Source organism: Pseudomonas sp. W15Feb9B (assembly GCF_000828175.1).
GTDB classification, from domain to species: Bacteria; Pseudomonadota; Gammaproteobacteria; order Pseudomonadales; family Pseudomonadaceae; genus Aquipseudomonas; species Aquipseudomonas parakoreensis.
This window is the reverse complement of the sequence record NZ_JTKF01000041.1, coordinates 1-18,003: the sequence shown is the minus strand read 5'-3', so window position 1 is coordinate 18,003 and position 18,003 is coordinate 1. Positions and strand designations below refer to the sequence as shown.

Below are 18,003 nucleotides of genomic sequence, written 5' to 3'. Positions count from 1 at the left end.
AGCTCCCTCGCCACAGGTTTTGTGTCGCTAGTCAGATCAGCGTTTCGATCCGCAGTGAGTTGGTCGATCCCGGCTGCCCGAACGGCACACCGGCGGTGATCAGCAACGTATCGCCACGCTCGGCCATGCCTTGCGCCTGGGCGATTTCCAGCGCCGTCGAACACACCTCATCGACCTGACGCAGGCGATCGTTGACCACCGAATGAATGCCCCACGCCACGCTCAAGCGCCGCGCGGTCTGCAGGTTCGGCGTCAGGTTGAGGATCGGCGCTTTCGGTCGTTCCCGTGCTGCGCGCAACGTCGAAGCGCCCGATTCGCTGTAGTTGACCAGCACCGCCACCGGCAGCACGTTGCTGATGCGGCGGATCGCGCAACTGATCGCATCGGACACCGTTGCCTCGGCTTTCGGTCGGCTGACGTCGAGTTGAGTCTGATAGTCCGGACCGTTTTCCACCTGACGGATGATCTTGCTCATCATCTGCACGGCTTCCAGCGGGTATTCACCGGAGGCGGTTTCGGCCGACAGCATCACCGCATCCGCGCCTTCAGCCACAGCATTCGCCACGTCAGTGACTTCCGCGCGGGTCGGGGCCGGGGAGAAACGCATCGATTCGAGCATCTGCGTCGCCACCACCACCGGTTTACCCAGTTCGCGGCAGGTGCTGATGATGTTTTTCTGGATCTGCGGCACGCTTTCGGCAGGGACTTCCACGCCGAGGTCGCCGCGAGCGACCATGATCGCGTCGCTCAGTTGGGCGATTTCGCGCAGTTGCTCAACCGCCGATGGCTTCTCGATTTTCGCCATCAGGAAGGCCTTGTCGCCGATCAGTTCGCGGGCTTCGAGAATGTCTTGCGGACGTTGCACGAACGACAGCGCCACCCAGTCCACACCCAGTTCCAGACCGAAGCTCAGGTCGCGGCGATCCTTGGCGGTCAGTGGGCTGAGTTCAAGCACCGCTTGTGGCACGTTCACCCCTTTGCGGTCCGACAGTTCGCCGCCGGCGAGCACGGTGGTGTCGATCGCGTCGGTGTATTTGGTGACCACGCGCAGGCGCAGCTTGCCGTCATCCAGCAGCAGATCCATGCCCGCTTCGAGCGCGGCGATGATCTCCGGGTGCGGCAGGTTCACGCGGCGCTCATCACCGGGTGTGGCGTCCAGATCGAGGCGGAACGCCTGACCGCGATGCAACTGCACCTTGCCGTCGGCGAACTTGCCGACGCGCAGTTTCGGCCCCTGCAAATCCATCAGGATCCCCAGCGGATAGTTGAGCTGGCGCTCGACCTCGCGGATCCACTGATAGCGCTTGGCGTGGTCGGCGTGATCACCGTGGCTGAAGTTCAGGCGGAAGATGTTGACCCCGGCCTCGACCAGCTCACGGATGTCTTCGATGCCATCGACGGCAGGTCCGAGGGTGGCGAGGATTTTGACCTTTTTATCAGGCGTCATGATTTGCAGTTCTCAAGGATCAGGATGGCGCGGAAGTCGTTGACGTTGGTGCGGGTCGGCTCGGTGACGATCAGCGCATCGAGCGCCTCGAAGTAGCCGTAACCGTTGTTGTTATCCAGCTCGTCGCTGGCGCTCAATCCGAGGGCGGCGGCGCGGGCGTAGCTGTCCGGGGTCATGATTGCGCCGGCGTTGTCTTCCGAGCCGTCGATGCCGTCGGTGTCACCGGCCAGCGCGTAGACGCCGGGCTGGCCCTTGAGGCTGTCAGTGAGGCTGAGGAGAAATTCGGCGTTGCGCCCGCCACGGCCATTGCCGCGCACGGTCACCGTGGTTTCACCACCGGAGAGAATCACGCAAGGCGCAGCCAGTGGCTGCCCATGGTTGATGATCTGTCGGGCAATGCCGGCGTGGACCTTCGCCACTTCGCGGGACTCACCTTCGAGGTCGCCGAGGATCAGCGTGCTGAAACCGGCCTGACGGCATTTCACCGCCGCTGCATCCAGCGATTGCTGCGGGCGCGCGATCAACTGGAAATGACTGCGGGCCAGGCTTGGATCGCCGGGTTTGACGGTTTCCGATTCCGGGCTTTGCAGCCAGTTGCGCACCGAGGCCGGGACTTCAATGCCGAAGCGCTTGAGGATCGCCAGCGCTTCGGCCGAGGTGCTCGGGTCGGCCACGGTCGGGCCGGAGGCGATGACCGTGGCGAGGTCGCCCGGTACATCGGAAATCGCGTAGGTATACACAGTGGCGGGCCAACAAGCCTTGCCGAGGCGGCCACCCTTGATCGCCGATAGGTGCTTGCGCACGCAGTTCATTTCGCCGATGGTCGCGCCGGATTTGAGCAGGGCTTTGTTGATCGACTGCTTGTCCGCCAGGGTGATGCCTTCAGCCGGCAGGGCGAGCAGGGCAGAGCCGCCGCCGGACAGCAGGAAGATCACGCGGTCGTCTTCAGTCAGATTGCTGACCAGTTCTAGCACGCGTTTGGCCACGGCCAGGCCGGCAGCGTCCGGTACCGGGTGCGCGGCTTCGACCACTTCGATTTTTTCGCACGGGGCGCCGTGACCGTAACGGGTCACTACCAGACCGGATACTTCACCCTGCCAGCAGCGCTCGACCACCTGGGCCATGGCGGCTGCGGCCTTGCCGGCGCCGATGACGATCACCCGACCCGTGCGATCGGCAGGCAGATGGGCTTCGAGGACCTGGTTCGGATGGGCCGCGTCGATGGCTGTGGCAAACAGCTCACGCAGCAGTTGTTGCGGATCGACCGACATGGCGGGCTCCCGGAATTCTTGTTATTGGGATGGAACGACAACGGTGCAGCGACGCGATCCTTGTGGGAGCTGGCTTGCCAGCGATTCAGGCGCCGCGGTCATTCAGGCAGACCGAGTCGATGCCATCGCGGGCAAGCCCGCTCCCACAGGGAGCGAGCCAGAAGCGCAGATTACTTCTTGTCGCGAATCGAGAAGTTGGCCATGTGTTCCAGACCCTTGATCAGCGCCGAGTGGTCCCAGTTGCTGCCACCGATCGCCGCGCAGGTGCTGAACACTTGCTGGGCGTTGGCGGTGTTCGGCAGGTTGATGTTCAGCTCCTTGGCGCCTTGCAGGGCCAGGTTCAGGTCTTTCTGGTGCAGGCTGATGCGGAAGCCTGGATCGAAAGTGCCCTTGATCATGCGCTCGCCGTGCACTTCGAGGATCTTCGACGAAGCGAAACCGCCCATCAGTGCTTCACGCACCTTGGCTGGATCGGCACCGTTTTTCGAGGCGAACAGCAGGGCTTCAGCGACAGCCTGAATGTTCAGCGCGACGATGATCTGGTTCGCCACTTTGGCGGTCTGACCGTCACCATTGCCACCGACCAGGGTGATGTTCTTGCCCATGGCCTGGAACAGCGGCAGCGCGCGTTCAAAGGCATCGGCGTCGCCACCGACCATGATGCTCAGAGTCGCGGCCTTGGCGCCAACTTCACCGCCGGATACCGGAGCGTCGAGGTACTGCGCGCCTTTTTCGTTGATCTTCTTGGCGAAAGCCTTGGTGGCGGTCGGCGAGATCGAGCTCATGTCGATCACCACTTTGCCTTTGCCGATACCAGCCGCAACGCCGTCGGCGCGGAACAGCACGTCGTCGACCTGCGGGGTATCCGGCACCATGACGATGATGAATTCAGCTTCCTGCGCGACTTCGCGCGGGTTGGCCAGGGCGACGGCGCCAGCGGCGACCAGATCGGCCGGAGCGGCGTCGTGGTGCGCCGACAGGAACAGGCTGTGACCGGCTTTCTGCAGGTTCGAAGCCATTGGGTGGCCCATGATGCCGGTGCCGATAAATCCGATTTTAGCCATGAGAAAATCCTCTTGTTTTTGTGTAGCCAAATAATGTGCCGAATACACTTTGTGGCGAGGGAGCTTGCTCCCGCTGGGGGGCGAAGCACCCCCAAAACCAGCCACTGTGGTGTGTCAGACAAAATCGGTTTGCAGGATTTACGACTGCTTCGCAGCCGAGCGGGAGCAAGCTCCCTCGCCACAAGGGTTTTGTGGTGTTCTTAGATTGCGTTATGAGTTTTCAGCCAGCCGAGGCCCGCTTCAGTGGTGGTCAGCGGCTTGTACTCGCAACCCACCCAACCCTGATAACCAATGCGATCCAGGTGTTCGAACAGGAAGCGGTAGTTGATCTCGCCGGTGCCCGGCTCGTTGCGCCCCGGGTTGTCCGCGAGCTGCACATGGTTGATCTCGCCCAGGTGCGATTGCAGGGTACGGGCCAGATCGCCTTCCATGATTTGCATGTGATAGATGTCGTATTGCAGGAACAGATTGGCGCTGCCAACTTGCTCGCGAATCGACAGGGCTTGCGCCGTGTTGTTCAGGTAGAAACCCGGGATGTCGCGGGTGTTGATCGCTTCCATCACCAGTTTGATACCCGCCGCCTGCAGCTTGTCGGCGGCGTACTTGAGGTTGGCGACGAAGGTCTTTTCCACAGTGGCATCGTCGACGCCTTGCGGGCGGATACCGGCCAGGCAGTTGACCTGGGTGTTGCCCAGCACTTGCGCGTAGGCAATCGCCAGATCGACCCCGGCACGGAACTCTTCAACCCGATCCGGCAGGCAGGCGATACCGCGCTCGCCCTTGGCCCAGTCACCGGCCGGCAGGTTGAACAGCACTTGGGTCAGCCCGTTGGCCTCGAGCTTTGCCTTGATTTCGGCAGAGCTGAAGTCGTACGGGAACAGGTATTCCACACCACTGAAACCGGCCTTGGCGGCGGCGTCGAAACGGGCAAGGAAATCCTGTTCGGTGAACAGCATGGACAGGTTGGCTGCGAAACGCGGCATGGTGGTCTCCCGTAAATCTTGTGAGGTCCCCCTTGTGGGAGCGAGCCTGTGTGGCGAGGGAGCTTGCTCCCGCTGGGGCGCGAAGCGACCCCAAAAGCTTCACGACTGCTTCGCAGCCGAGCGGGAGCAAGCTCCCTCGCCACATGGCTTGCTCCCACAGTGGGAGCGGTCAGCAGTTAGTCGAGCAGCGAAATCGCCGTTGGCGCGTCGTTGCCGACCAGCGCCAGGTCTTCGAATTCGTTGACGGCGTTGATCTCGGTCCCCATGGAGATGTTGGTCACACGCTCCAGGATGATTTCGACGATCACCGGCACCTTGAACTCTTCGATCAGCTCTTCGGCCTTGCGCAGGGCAGGGGCGATGTCCGCCGGTTCGAACACACGCAGCGCTTTACAGCCCAGGCCTTCGGCGACTGCGACGTGGTCGACACCGTAACCGTTGAGTTCCGGCGCGTTCAGGTTATCGAAGGACAGCTGCACGCAGTAGTCCATTTCGAACCCGCGCTGGGCCTGACGGATCAGGCCCAGGTACGAGTTGTTCACCACGACGTGGATGTAAGGCAGTTTGAACTGAGCGCCGACCGCCAGCTCCTCGATCATGAACTGGAAGTCATAGTCCCCCGACAGGGCCACGACTTTACGGTTCGGATCGGCCTTGACCACGCCCAGCGCTGCCGGAATGGTCCAGCCCAACGGCCCGGCCTGGCCGCAGTTGATCCAGTGACGCGGCTTGTAGACGTGCAGGAACTGCGCGCCGGCAATCTGCGACAGACCAATGGTGCTGACGTAGCAGGTGTCTTTGCCGAACACCTGATTCATTTCTTCGTAAACGCGTTGCGGCTTGACCGGCACGTTGTCGAAGTGGGTCTTGCGCTGCAGGCTGGCCTTGCGCTGCTGGCAATCCTGCAGCCAGGCACTGCGGTTTTTCAGCTTGCCGGCGGCTTGCCATTCGCGGGCGACTTCGATGAACACGGTCAGCGCCGCAGCAGCGTCGGACACGATACCCAGGTCCGGGGTGAACACACGGCCGATCTGCGTGCCTTCGATGTCAACGTGAATGAACTTGCGACCTTCGGTGTAGACGTCGACCGAACCGGTGTGACGGTTGGCCCAGCGGTTACCGATGCCCAGCACCACATCGGATTTGAGCATCGTGGCATTGCCGTAACGGTGCGACGTCTGCAGACCAACCATGCCGACCATCAGCGGGTGATCGTCAGGAATGGTGCCCCAGCCCATCAGGGTCGGGATCACCGGAATACCGGTCAGCTCGGCGAACTCCACCAGCAAATCGCTGGCGTCGGCGTTGATGATGCCGCCACCGGCTACCAGCAATGGACGCTCGGCCTGATCCAGCAGCGCCAGCGCCTTTTCGACCTGAACGCGGCTCGCGGTCGGTTTGGCCAGCGGCAGTGGCTGGTAGGCGTCGATGTCGAATTCGATTTCAGCCATCTGCACGTCGAACGGCAGGTCGATCAGCACCGGGCCTGGACGGCCGGAGCGCATTTCGTAGAAGGCTTTCTGGAACGCGTAAGGCACCTGGCCCGGCTCCAGAACGGTGGTCGCCCACTTGGTGACGGGCTTGACGATGCTGGTGATATCGACCGCCTGGAAGTCTTCCTTGTGCATACGGGCGCGGGGTGCCTGGCCGGTGATGCAGAGGATCGGGATCGAGTCGGCCGAGGCGCTGTAGAGCCCGGTGACCATGTCGGTACCGGCCGGGCCGGACGTACCGATGCACACGCCGATGTTGCCGGCCTTGGTGCGGGTGTACCCCTCGGCCATGTGCGACGCGCCTTCGACGTGGCGAGCGAGGACGTGATCGATGCCACCGACTTTTTTCAGTGCGGAGTACAGCGGGTTGATCGCTGCACCCGGAATGCCAAAAGCGGTATCAACCCCTTCACGGCGCATCACCAGAACGGCGGCTTCGATTGCTCTCATTTTGCTCATGGTTTTGTGCCTCTTTACGTTTTGTAATTGTATACAAGTGGCTTTGCGCAGAGTGTATTCACGGCGGACGGCGCAGGTCAATCCATTTTCTCAAGCGCCTGTTTCATTCGTCGGAAGCCATTTTTACTGTGGCTTTTCGTCGCATGTGGCGCTTTTCGAGAATTATTGTATACAAAAAAATAACTCATTGTGTTCTATTTGTGGCATCGGGCTGCGGCACAACCGCGCAGCTCCACGACTTTCCCAATAACAAAATGAGGACGGCACCATGAGCGCTTTAACCTTGAAAGTCGCAGTCAACCTGGTCAACGAAGCCATCAGCACCGGGCGCGGGATCAACGCCGCGCCGCTGACCATCGCGGTACTCGATACCGGCGGCCACCTGATCACCCTGCAACGCGAAGACGGCGCCAGCCTGCTGCGCCCGAACATCGCCATCGGCAAAGCCTGGGGCGCCATCGCCCTGGGCAAGGGCTCACGCCTGCTGGCGCTGGACGCCCAACAACGCCCGGCCTTCATCGCCGCACTCAACAGCATGGGCCAGGGCAGCGTCGTCCCGGCCCCGGGCGGCGTGTTGATTCGTGATCAGGCGGGGAATGTGCTGGGCGCGATCGGCATCAGCGGCGATCTGTCGGATATTGATGAGCAGGTGGCGATCAAAGCGGTGGAGGCGCTGGATTTGCGGGCGGATGCGGGGGTGGCGGCTTGATCTTTAGCGGCTGATCGAAAGTCATCGCTGGCAAGCCAGCTCCCACAAGGTTTTGTATTGGGCAACGATTTGTGATCGACACAAAGCTCTGTGGGAGCTGGCTTGCCAGCGATGGCGGCCTGTCTGACACATCAAGAAAAAAGACCACACCAATCAAACAGATCATTGAGGTCTAGCCTTCTGATGAACTCATCATGAAGGGGCAATGGATTGCCTGATCTTCCCGCTTCACATCGTCTGCGAACCGGCCGCTATGCCGAGCCCAATCGCATCTATCTACTGACAACCAATACACTTGATCGCGAGCCGATCTTTGCTGACTTCGCTTTGGGCAGATTGGTCGTTCGTCGATTTCGGCGGGCACAAGAGCTTGGATTGGCAAAGTCACTGGCGTGGGTGGTCATGCCGGATCATTTTCATTGGCTCGTTGTGCTGGAAAACTGTTCGCTCAGAAGGCTGATGGGTGAAACCAAGTCGCTGATAACCAGAGAAGTGAATTTATCCATCGGCCGTAGCGGGCCGCTTTGGCAGCAGGGTTTTCATGACCGTGCATTGAGGCGGGAAGATGATCTGGTGAAGATGGCGCGCTATGTGGTGGCCAATCCATTGCGGGCAGGATTGGTCGAAAGGCTAGGTGATTATCCGCTGTGGGATGCTATCTGGGTTTGAATTGATACCGAGCTGCCGCCATCGCTGGCAAGCCAGCTCCCACAGGTTCTTGTGTTGAACACAAACTTTGCGAACGAAACAGATCCTTGTGGGAGCTGGCTTGCCAGCGATAGGGTCACCGCGGTCTATCAGTCCGGCTCGCACCCTTTCAACACCAACCGGATAATCGTCTGCGCCGCCGCCTCGTAATCCGCCTCGTCCAGCTTGTCCTTGCCGGTAACTGCAGAGATCTGCCAGTCGAAGTCGGCGTAGGTCTGGGTCGCGGCCCAGATGCTGAACATCAGGTGGTTGGGGTCGATCGGGGCGATCTGGCCACGGTCGATCCAGCTCTGGATGCAGTCGATGTTGTGCTTGGCCTGGCTGTTGAGCTGCTCGACCAGGTCGGCGCTCAGGTGCGGGGCGCCGTGCATGATTTCGCTGGCGAACACCTTGGAGGCGAAGGGCAGGTCGCGGGAGATGCGGATCTTCGAGCGGATGTAGCCGCTGAGCACTTCGCTCGGCACGCCGTCCGGGTTGAACGGGGTCGAGGCCTGCAGGATCGGCACGATGATGCTTTCCAGCACCTCGCGGTAGAGGTTTTCCTTGGACTTGAAGTAGTAGTAAACGTTGGGCTTGGGCAATCCTGCCTTGGCGGCGATGTCGCTGGTTTTGGTCGCAGCGAAGCCCTTGTCGGCGAATTCCTCACTGGCGGCACGCAGGATCAGTTCTTTGTTGCGCTCGCGGATTGTGCTCATAAACCCGGTGGTTCCTTGCCTGTTCTGGCGGTTGCGCATGGTAGCACCGGCCTCGCGCATGGCTCAAGAATGCCCCGTGTGGCCCGCAGTCGCGGTATGCTGCGCGGCATTATTCACATAAGGAAACACGATTCATGGCAGGAAGCAGTTTGCTGGTGCTGATCGACGATATTGCCACCGTTCTGGATGATGTGGCGTTGATGAGCAAAATGGCCGCGAAGAAGACCGCCGGGGTACTCGGCGATGATCTGGCGCTCAATGCCCAGCAAGTCTCCGGGGTTCGCGCCGAGCGGGAAATTCCCGTGGTCTGGGCGGTGGCCAAGGGCTCGTTCGTCAACAAACTGATTCTGGTGCCGTCGGCGCTGGCGATCAGCGCATTTGTGCCGTGGCTGGTGACGCCGCTGTTGATGGTCGGCGGCGCGTACCTGTGTTTTGAAGGTTTCGAGAAACTCGCGCACAAGTTCCTGCACAGCAAGGCCGAAGATGATGCCGACCACGCGCAACTGAGCGCGGCGGTGGCCGAGCCGACCACCGATCTGGTGGCCTACGAGAAGGATAAGATCAAAGGCGCAATCCGCACCGACTTTATCCTCTCGGCGGAAATCATCGCCATCACCCTCGGAACCGTGGCCGACGCATCGCTGACCCAGCAAGTGATCGTCATGTCGGGCATCGCCATCGTCATGACCGTGGGCGTTTATGGTCTGGTGGCCGGCATCGTCAAGCTCGACGACCTGGGTCTGTGGCTGACCCGGAAATCGGGTGCAGCAGCAAAAAGCATTGGCAACGCGATCCTGCGCGCCGCGCCGTACATGATGAAAGGCCTGTCGGTGATCGGCACGGCGGCGATGTTCCTGGTCGGTGGCGGCATCCTCACCCACGGTATTCCGGTGGTGCATCACTGGATTGAAAGTGTCGGTGCAGCGGCTGGCAGTGCCGGGTTTGCCGTGCCTGTGTTGCTCAATGGCGTAGCGGGGATTATCGCGGGCGCGGCAGTGCTGGCGGTGGTTTCGGCCGTCGGCAAAATCTGGTGCGCGATCAAAGGCTGAACACAACAACCCTGTGGGAGCGGGCTTGCCCGCGAATGCGGTGTGCCAGTCGAAGAATATGCTGACTGATTCACCGCATTCGCGAGCAAGCTCGCTCCCACAGTTTGATCCTGGTTGTGCCATGAAAAAGGGCCATTCGACTCGCATCGAATGGCCCTTTTTTTGTTGCCGCTGAAGCTACTCGGCAATCTGCAGCTTGCGCGACTCGGTGTAGACGTAGCGCACTTTCTCGTACTCGAACGGCGAGTTCATCTGGCCGTAGCGGAAGTTGGTCTGGTAGCGCTTGTCGACTGCACGCAGGGCCCAGATTTCTGGGTGGTTTTCGCTGACTTTCGACACGTTCAGGTAGTTGATCGCCGATTCGGCGGTGTAGTCCACGGCCAGGCCGGCGGTGTCGCGGATGTTCGACGGGCCGAGAATCGGCAAAACGAAGTAGGCGCCGCCCGGTACGCCGTAGAAACCCAGGGTCTGACCGAAGTCTTCGCTCTGGCGCGGCAGGCCCATGGCGGTCGCCGGGTCCCACAGGCCGGCAATGCCGATGGTGGTGTTGAGCAACAGGCGCGCGGTGGTTTCCATCGAGCGCTTGCCCTTGAACTGCAGCAGGCTGTTGACCAGGTTTGGCACGTCGCCGAGGTTGTTGAAGAAGTTGCTCACTCCGGTGCGCAGGAAGCTTGGCGTCACGTAGCGATAACCGTCGACCACCGGCAGGAACACCCATTGGTCGAAGCGGTAATTGAAGTGGTAGACGCGGCGGTTCCATGACTCAAGCGGGTCATAGACGTTGAGCGCGTTGAGTGTCGAGCGTTCGAACTCACGCTGGTCCAGCCCCGGGTTGAACTTGAGTTTGGACAGCGGCTCCTTGAAGCCGTCGCTGTCGACCACCACTGGCGCGTTGGCTTTGCTGTTGTCGGCCTGGGCCACGCCTGCACTGAGGAGCGCTGCAATCAGCAGGAGATATTTAGCCACGGAAGAACTCCAGCATGGCGTCGCTGTTGACGCGGTAGTTAAGGTTGCCGCAATGGCCGCCCAGTGGGTAAACAGTCAGGCGATCGCCGAAGGTCTTGCGCAGGAAACCCAGGTCGCCAGGGCCGAGAATCACGTCGTCAGCGTTGTGCATGACGGCGATTTTCGGGCTGTCGTGCAGGTAATCCTTGAGCGCGTACAGGCTGACCTGGTCGATCAGTTGCAACAGACTGCCGCCGTCGGTACGGGCGCGCCACATCGGGATCACCTGTTCGGTCAGGTAGCAGTCGAAGTCGCATTGCAGCGCACGCTTGAGAAACGGCGTGAGGCTGGTGCCTTCGGTGATCGGGAATTTCGGCGGGGTGATCAGGCCACGACGGTTGATCAGGTCGGAGGTGAAGGCAATGTCGGCGGCCGAGAAGCGGAACGAGGTGCCGATCAGCATCGCCATCTGCTCGTTGGTCAGGTGCTGTTTGGACTGCTGGAAGTCGTAGAGCAGGGCGTCGTTGAGGTCGATGTAGCCTTTCTGCTGGAAGTAGCGGGTCAGCTTGTTCAGCACCAGTTCATAGAAAGTGGTGCTGTTGTTGATGCCCTTCACCTCGGTCTGCACCAGCTTGTCGAGGTTGCTGATGGACGTGTAGAGGTTGACCGGCGGGTTGAGCAGCAGGACTTTCTTGAAGTTGAAACTGCGTCGGGTCTCGTCCAAGTGGGCGACGAACGCGGCATCCAGCGCGCCGAGGCTGTAGCCGCTGAGGTAGTACTCGGTGACCGGCAGTTTCGGATGTTGCGCGCGCACGGCTTGCATCACCCGGTACATGTCTTCGGCGTCTTCCTTGGTGATGCCCGGGGTGGCAAAGCGTGAAGCGGCGCTGATGAAGTCGAAGCTGGTTGGCGACGACAACTGCACGACGTTGTAGCCGGCCTTGTAATAAAGCTTTTTCAGGTATTCATTGAGCGAACTGTCATAACGCGCACCGGTGCCGGCGATCAGGAAGATCAGCGGCGCCGGTTTGTCCTGCTCGGCGATACGGTAGGTGAGTTTTTTCACCGGCCAGAAGTTGTCCGGGAGGATGAAGGCCCGTTCCGGGCGCAGGGTGATGCTGTGGTCGGACTGATTGATCTCGTCGTTCGACGGCAATTCTGGACGCAGGTCCGGTGGCGTGGTGGCGATGGTCGCCTCGAACGGGTTGGTCAGGGGATAGCCATAACTGGCGGCATCGATATCCACCGCCAGTGCGGACGCACTCAGAATAAGGCCGCTGAAGAGCGCGGCGAAGCGCAAGGAACGGAGCATGACTGGATCCCTTAAAGGAAGGTGCCGAATGAAGTTCGCAGGCTATGACCACCGGGCTTGCGCCAAAGTGCCATGCCTCGGCACCAAACAGGCAGAATTCGGAGTAATAGTAGCTGGACGATACACTCTGCAAGGCGCGGATGACCAGTTAACAGTTGTTAGTGCTTGCCAATGCGTGCGGGCAGATTAAGCTGGCCGCCGATTTCGTTGATTGGAGAGATTCATGTCCCGCCGCTTGCCCGTGATTCTGCTGCTCGTGCTGTTGCCGCTGTGGCTGGCCGCCAGTTATGGCGCGCGTTATGGCTTCATGGAGGATGGGCAGTGGGTCGGCATCTGCGTCGATGAGGCGAGCCGCTGGGAATGCACGGTGCGTTCGAACCTGGGGCTGATGATTCACTTCAAGGTGTTGGGCTGGACCGCGCTGGGTGCGGCGCTGCTGGGTTTTGTGCTGCCGGGGCGGGCAGGGTGGTGGCTGGCGGTGCTGGCGCTGGTGTTCGGGTTGCCGGCGCTGGCGTTGTACAACACGACGCTGGCGGTGTTTGCGGTGGTGATTGCCGGATTGCGGCTGGTCCGGGCATCCCGCAGCGCCTGACAGAAAAAGATCGCAGCCTTCGGCAGCTCCTACAAGGGGCAGTGAACCCTGTAGGAGCTGCCGAAGGCTGCGATCTTTTGATCTTGCTGCTAATCAGCGACTGCGAACCCGCAGACAGCGCCACAACGCCGCCACCATTAACCCGCTGACCAGCGCCCAGCCCCACGCCTGCTGATTCAACAAGCCTTCTTCATACAGCTGCGGCGCAATGCCGGCGCCGATGATAAAGGTCAGCAGGGCGATTTCCCGACGCGGCACGCTGACCGGGCGGCACACATACACCAGCGCCGGCAGAATGAACGCCATGCTGGCGAAGCTGCGATAACGCGCATCGAAGACCATCTCCAGCATCATTACCGCTGCCGCAAAACCGGCCACGGCAACCAGCCATCCGGCGCGGCGTTCCAGCAGACTGAACGCGCGTTCACGCCAACCCTGGCGGGCGCTCAGGCTGAGCGCGGCATGTGCCAGCACCAACAGATTCAATGCCGTCAGCATGCCGACCCACAGCCATTCGCTGGCAAACCGCGTGGTTACTCGCGCCAGATCGCCCCAGGCGCCGATCGAGCAGGCGGCCAGCGCACCGAGCAGCGGCAGGATCAATGCCGATCGGGTGGTGCGCACCCGGCCGCCGAGCAGCAGTGTGGCGAGGAAAATCAGGCCGCCGACGCCCAGCCATGCCTTCCAGTAGGGCACATTGGTCACCGGCCCGGCGAGCACGCCCTTGTCCTGGCGATCGGCATCGAACAGGCCCCAGTAACCGCCGACTGCACCTTCGCTGCCACGCTTCCATGGCTGGTCGAAGGCTTCGATCAGGTTGTAATGCCAGCCCTCCTTCTCGGCCATCGCGACAAAACCACGAATGAACTTGGCCTCGTTGACCCGGCTTGGCAGAGCGGTTTCGCGCTGGCGACCCTCGCTGGGCCAGCCGGTCTCGCCGATCATCACGTCTTTGGGCGCGAATTTGTTGCCGAACACCTGGCGTACATCCGCCACATGTTGCAGGGCGACATCGATATTCGACGGATCATCTTCCCAGTACGGCAGCAAATGAATGGTCAAGAAATCCACCGCCGGCGCGACTTCCGGGTGCTTGAGCCAGAACTCCCAGACATCGGCATAAGTGACCGGTTGCTTGATACGGCTTTTGACCTTGTTGATCAGCTTCGCCAGTTGCGCGCCGGTGACTTCCTTGCGCAGCAACGCTTCGTTGCCGACGATCACCGCGCTGACCACATCCGGGTTGGCGTTGGCCGAAGCAATCAGCAGGTCGACTTCTTTCTCGGTGTCCGCCGGGTTGCTGTTGACCCAGGCGCCGATCATCAACTTCAGACCGTGCTTGCGCGCCAGTTGCGGCAGGGCTTCGAGGCCGGTCATCGAGTAGGTGCGGATGCATTCGAAGCGCGTCGCCAGCAGGGCGAGGTCGGCGTCCATGCGTTCCGGGCGCAGTTTGAACGGCACGTCGAACGGCGACTGATCCTTGTCGAACGGCGTGTAGGAGGCGCATTGCAATTTGTGCGTCGGGGTTGCGGCATCCGGCAGAATCACCGGTTTGCCGAGGCCGTACCAGAAGCCACCGAGGGCCAACAGGCCGAGCAGGCAAGCAAAGAGATAAGGAACAAGCGGGAAGCGGGAGGTCGCGGACATGGTCAGGCCGAGTGGCTGCAAAGCGACGCATGTTACCTGCATTTATCCGCGGGTTGGTGGCCTGCATGATTTGCACATGCAAAGTTCGGGCGGATTGTCTGGCGCCAATTATTCAGAGGTGATTAATGGCCTTCTGATGTCGTTTCTCGGTGTATTGAGGTCGCTGACAGAGCAGGTCGCGTTTGGCGTCAGGCCGATGATCGAAAGCGTCAGTACCCTTATAGAAAAGACGACTGATGTTCGGACGAGTTTGCGGTCAGGCGTGATGGGGGCGCTGTGCACCATAACAATACGTTGACGATGCCCGGCATCCGTCGGGCGCAGCATTTCGGGGAAGTAAACGATGAAGATGCGACGACTTTTAGGCGCAGGTGCCGCTCTGGTGCTTGCGATGAGTTCCACATTCGCCAGCGCTGAAAAACAGACCCTGAACATCGGTTACGTTGACGGCTGGTCCGACAGCGTCGCGACCACCCACGTGGCGGCCGAGGTGATCAAGCAAAAACTCGGCTACGACGTGAAGCTGCAAGCCGTCGCCACCGGGATCATGTGGCAGGGCGTGGCCACCGGCAAACTCGATGCGATGCTCTCGGCCTGGTTGCCGGTGACCCATGGCGAATACTGGACGAAGAACAAGGATCTGGTCGTCGATTACGGCCCGAACTTCAAGGATGCGAAAATCGGCCTGATCGTGCCGGAGTACGTCAAGGCGAAATCGATCGAAGACCTCAAGACCGATGACAGCTTCAAGAACCGCATCGTCGGCATCGACGCCGGCTCGGGCGTGATGCTCAAGACCGATCAGGCGATCAAGGATTACGGTCTGGACAAATACACCCTCAAGGCCAGTTCCGGCGCCGGCATGATTGCCGAGCTGACCCGTGCCGAGAAGAAGAACGAATCGATTGCCGTCACCGGTTGGGTGCCGCACTGGATGTTCGCCAAGTGGAAACTGCGCTTCCTTGACGACCCGAAAGGCGTGTATGGCGCGGCTGAAACCGTAAACAGCATCGGTAGCAAAGAACTGGCTACCAAGGCACCGGAAGTGGCCAAGTTCCTGAAAAACTTCCAGTGGGCGTCGAAAGACGAGATCGGCGAAGTCATGCTGGCCATCCAGGACGGCGCCAAGCCTGACGCGGCGGCCAAGGATTGGGTCGCCAAGCACCCGGACCGCGTGGCTGACTGGACCAAATAAAAGTACCAACAACGCCTGACCCCTGTGGGAGCGAGCTTGCTCGCGAAAGCGGTATAACAGTTGACAGAAATGTTGGCTGACACGACGCCTTCGCGAGCAAGCTCGCTCCCACATTTGTTTCCAGCGACAAGTCCCGTCTTGCAGGGTTTACGGCTGTCTCAAAGCCGCTTTCCAATTCTTTCGGCTAATTAGCGTCCGAAAATTGGCGAAAACGTCATGTCGTTCTAATACTAAGGTCGTCTGGAAGCCGTTCCGCAGCCGCATACAGTGGATACGTTCCAACAATAATCTGTGCTGCGAGGATAAAAACAATGAACGACAGCATTTACCTCTCGATTCAAAACAGCCCGCGCTTCAAGGAGCTGGTGAGAAAAAGAGAAAAATTCGCCTGGATACTCTCGGCGATCATGCTCGGGCTGTATTCCGGATTCATCCTGTTGATTGCTTACGGGCCGCAAGTGCTCGGAGCGAAACTCAGCCCCGGGTCTTCGATTACCTGGGGCATTCCGATCGGTGTCGGGCTGATTGTCTCGGCCTTCGTCCTGACCGGTATCTACGTGCGACGCGCCAATGGCGAGTTTGACGACCTGAACAATGCGATTCTCAAGGAGGCTCAGCAATGATCCGGCGTCTACTGGCTCTTTTGAGCATTGCAGCATTCGCTCCGGCTGTCTGGGCTGCTGACGCCTTGACCGGCGAAGTCCACAAACAACCACTCAACGTTTCCGCGATCGCCATGTTCGTGGTGTTCGTCGGTGCGACCTTGTGCATCACCTACTGGGCGTCCAAGCGCAACAAGTCGGCCGCTGACTACTATGCGGCGGGCGGCAAGATCACCGGGTTCCAGAACGGTCTGGCGATTGCCGGCGACTACATGTCGGCGGCGTCCTTCCTGGGGATTTCCGCGCTGGTGTTCACCTCTGGCTACGATGGCCTGATCTACTCGATCGGCTTCCTGGTGGGCTGGCCGATCATTCTGTTCCTGATCGCCGAGCGTCTGCGTAACCTGGGTAAATACACCTTTGCCGACGTGGCGTCCTACCGCCTCGGGCAAACCCAGATCCGCACGCTGTCTGCCTGTGGTTCGCTGGTGGTGGTGGCGTTCTACCTGATCGCGCAAATGGTCGGTGCCGGCAAGCTGATCCAGCTGCTGTTCGGCCTCGACTACTACGTGGCGGTGATTCTGGTCGGTATCCTGATGTGCCTCTACGTGCTGTTCGGCGGCATGCTGGCGACCACTTGGGTGCAGATCATCAAGGCGGTGCTGTTGCTGTCCGGTGCTTCGTTCATGGCGCTGATGGTGATGAAACACGTCAACTTCGACTTCAACATGCTGTTCTCCGAGGCGATCAAGGTTCACCCCAAAGGTGAGGCGATCATGAGCCCCGGCGGTCTGGTGAAAGACCCGATTTCGGCGTTCTCTCTGGGCCTGGCACTGATGTTTGGTACTGCTGGTCTGCCACACATCCTGATGCGCTTCTTCACCGTGAGTGACGCGAAAGAAGCGCGCAAGAGCGTGCTGTATGCCACCGGCTTCATTGGCTACTTCTACATCCTGACCTTCATCATCGGCTTCGGCGCGATCCTGCTGGTCAGCACCAACCCGGCCTTCAAGGATGCAGCGGGCGCTCTGCTCGGCGGCAACAACATGGCGGCGGTGCACCTGGCTGACGCAGTGGGTGGCAGTATCTTCCTCGGTTTCATCTCGGCGGTGGCGTTCGCGACCATTCTGGCGGTGGTGGCCGGTCTGACTCTGGCCGGTGCTTCGGCGGTGTCGCACGACCTGTATGCCAGTGTGATCAAGAAGGGCAAGGCCAACGACAAGGATGAGATTCGCGTGTCGAAGATCACCACCATCGCCCTGGGTGTGCTGGCGATTGGTCTGGGGATCCTGTTCGAAAGCCAGAACATCGCGTTCATGGTCGGCCTGGCGTTCTCGATTGCAGCGAGCTGCAACTTCCCGGTGCTGTTGCTTTCGATGTACTGGAAGAAGCTGACGACCCGCGGCGCGATGGTCGGTGGCTGGTTGGGGCTGGTGAGTGCGGTGGGTCTGATGATCCTCGGCCCGACCATCTGGGTGCAGATTCTGCATCACGAGAAGGCGATCTTCCCTTACGAGTACCCGGCGTTGTTTTCGATGATTATTGCGTTCATCGGTATCTGGTTCTTCTCGATCACCGACAAGTCGGCGGCGGCCGAGAACGAGCGGGCGCTGTTCTTCCCGCAGTTTGTGCGTTCGCAGACGGGGTTGGGGGCGAGTGGGGCGGTTTCGCACTAAGATCTGGTTACATGGTTTGAGTGGAATGCCCTGGTTGAGAGATCGGGGCATTTTCTTTTTGTGGGCGGTTATCGAGCGGGTTGTGTTTTTTTGTGGGGGATGGGGTACATATCCGTTGCTGCGGTAACGGCCTCCTAGGGTTCCGCCCTTACGGCG

At 60.4% G+C, this 18,003-nt stretch carries 16 protein-coding genes; 7 read left to right on the top strand and 9 right to left on the bottom strand.

Going from position 1 to position 18,003, the window contains the following annotated elements; translation table 11 throughout:
- Positions 1-31: 31 nt before the first annotated feature.
- The 5 genes from pyk to gcl form a co-directional block, all read right to left on the bottom strand.
- Positions 32-1,447, bottom strand: a complete 1,416-nt coding sequence (pyk, locus tag OC71_RS20615) for a pyruvate kinase (protein ID WP_041072907.1) — start codon at positions 1,445-1,447, stop codon at positions 32-34.
- Entirely contained in the window at positions 1,444-2,718 is a 1,275-nt protein-coding gene (locus OC71_RS20610) for a glycerate kinase (RefSeq protein ID WP_041072905.1), read from the bottom strand. Before OC71_RS20610 ends, pyk begins: the two co-directional genes overlap by 4 nt.
- A 170-nt stretch (positions 2,719-2,888) precedes the next feature.
- Positions 2,889-3,782, bottom strand: a complete 894-nt coding sequence (locus tag OC71_RS20605; protein ID WP_003222962.1) for a 2-hydroxy-3-oxopropionate reductase — start codon at positions 3,780-3,782, stop codon at positions 2,889-2,891.
- Between the two features lie 200 nt (positions 3,783-3,982).
- Positions 3,983-4,765, bottom strand: coding sequence for a hydroxypyruvate isomerase (gene hyi / locus OC71_RS20600; RefSeq protein WP_041072903.1), 783 nt, complete (start codon positions 4,763-4,765; stop codon positions 3,983-3,985).
- A 176-nt stretch (positions 4,766-4,941) separates the two neighbouring features.
- Positions 4,942-6,717, bottom strand: coding sequence for a glyoxylate carboligase (gene gcl, locus OC71_RS20595; RefSeq protein ID WP_041072901.1), 1,776 nt, complete (start codon positions 6,715-6,717; stop codon positions 4,942-4,944).
- 268 nt (positions 6,718-6,985) lie between these two features.
- Between gcl and OC71_RS20590 the strand changes: the two genes are divergently transcribed.
- Complete coding sequence (locus OC71_RS20590) at positions 6,986-7,426, top strand: heme-binding protein (protein WP_027613943.1); 441 nt, start codon at positions 6,986-6,988, stop codon at positions 7,424-7,426.
- 210 nt (positions 7,427-7,636) lie between these two features.
- The gene (locus OC71_RS20585) at positions 7,637-8,095 is read left to right on the top strand and encodes a transposase (protein WP_041072899.1); all 459 of its coding nucleotides are present in this window, start codon (positions 7,637-7,639) and stop codon (positions 8,093-8,095) included.
- 128 nt (positions 8,096-8,223) lie between these two features.
- On the opposite strand, the gene OC71_RS20580 is transcribed toward OC71_RS20585, so the two are convergent.
- A complete protein-coding gene (locus OC71_RS20580; protein ID WP_007969638.1) occupies positions 8,224-8,829 on the bottom strand; it encodes a TetR/AcrR family transcriptional regulator in 606 nt (201 codons plus the stop codon).
- Positions 8,830-8,963: 134 nt separating this feature from the next.
- Between OC71_RS20580 and OC71_RS20575 the strand changes: the two genes are divergently transcribed.
- On the top strand, positions 8,964-9,878 hold the full coding sequence (locus tag OC71_RS20575; protein ID WP_041072898.1) for a DUF808 domain-containing protein: 915 nt from the start codon (positions 8,964-8,966) through the stop codon (positions 9,876-9,878).
- Positions 9,879-10,055: 177 nt separating this feature from the next.
- Here the strand turns inward: OC71_RS20575 and OC71_RS20570 are convergent, their stop codons facing one another.
- Positions 10,056-10,844, bottom strand: a complete 789-nt coding sequence (locus OC71_RS20570; protein WP_041072896.1) for a VacJ family lipoprotein — start codon at positions 10,842-10,844, stop codon at positions 10,056-10,058.
- Entirely contained in the window at positions 10,837-12,135 is a 1,299-nt protein-coding gene (locus tag OC71_RS20565; protein WP_041072894.1) for a serine/threonine protein kinase, read from the bottom strand. The genes OC71_RS20570 and OC71_RS20565 overlap by 8 nt, the downstream gene beginning before the upstream one ends.
- A gap of 223 nt (positions 12,136-12,358) precedes the next feature.
- On the opposite strand from OC71_RS20565, the gene OC71_RS20560 reads away from it, so the two are divergent.
- Entirely contained in the window at positions 12,359-12,727 is a 369-nt protein-coding gene (locus OC71_RS20560; RefSeq protein ID WP_041072892.1) for a hypothetical protein, read from the top strand.
- A gap of 93 nt (positions 12,728-12,820) precedes the next feature.
- On the opposite strand, the gene OC71_RS20555 is transcribed toward OC71_RS20560, so the two are convergent.
- Entirely contained in the window at positions 12,821-14,416 is a 1,596-nt protein-coding gene (locus OC71_RS20555; RefSeq protein WP_041072891.1) for a beta-1,6-glucan synthase, read from the bottom strand.
- 301 nt (positions 14,417-14,717) lie between these two features.
- Here OC71_RS20555 and OC71_RS20545 point away from each other — a divergent pair, with 301 nt between their 5' ends.
- The 3 genes from OC71_RS20545 (at position 14,718) to OC71_RS20535 (ending at position 17,847) form a co-directional block, all read left to right on the top strand.
- Positions 14,718-15,569: a glycine betaine ABC transporter substrate-binding protein gene (locus tag OC71_RS20545; RefSeq protein WP_041072889.1), complete on the top strand. Its 852-nt coding sequence runs from the start codon at positions 14,718-14,720 to the stop codon at positions 15,567-15,569.
- 311 nt (positions 15,570-15,880) lie between these two features.
- The gene (locus OC71_RS20540; RefSeq protein ID WP_041072887.1) at positions 15,881-16,192 is read left to right on the top strand and encodes a DUF485 domain-containing protein; all 312 of its coding nucleotides are present in this window, start codon (positions 15,881-15,883) and stop codon (positions 16,190-16,192) included.
- Positions 16,189-17,847, top strand: a complete 1,659-nt coding sequence (locus tag OC71_RS20535; protein ID WP_041072885.1) for a cation acetate symporter — start codon at positions 16,189-16,191, stop codon at positions 17,845-17,847. Before OC71_RS20540 ends, OC71_RS20535 begins: the two co-directional genes overlap by 4 nt.
- Positions 17,848-18,003: the final 156 nt, after the last annotated feature.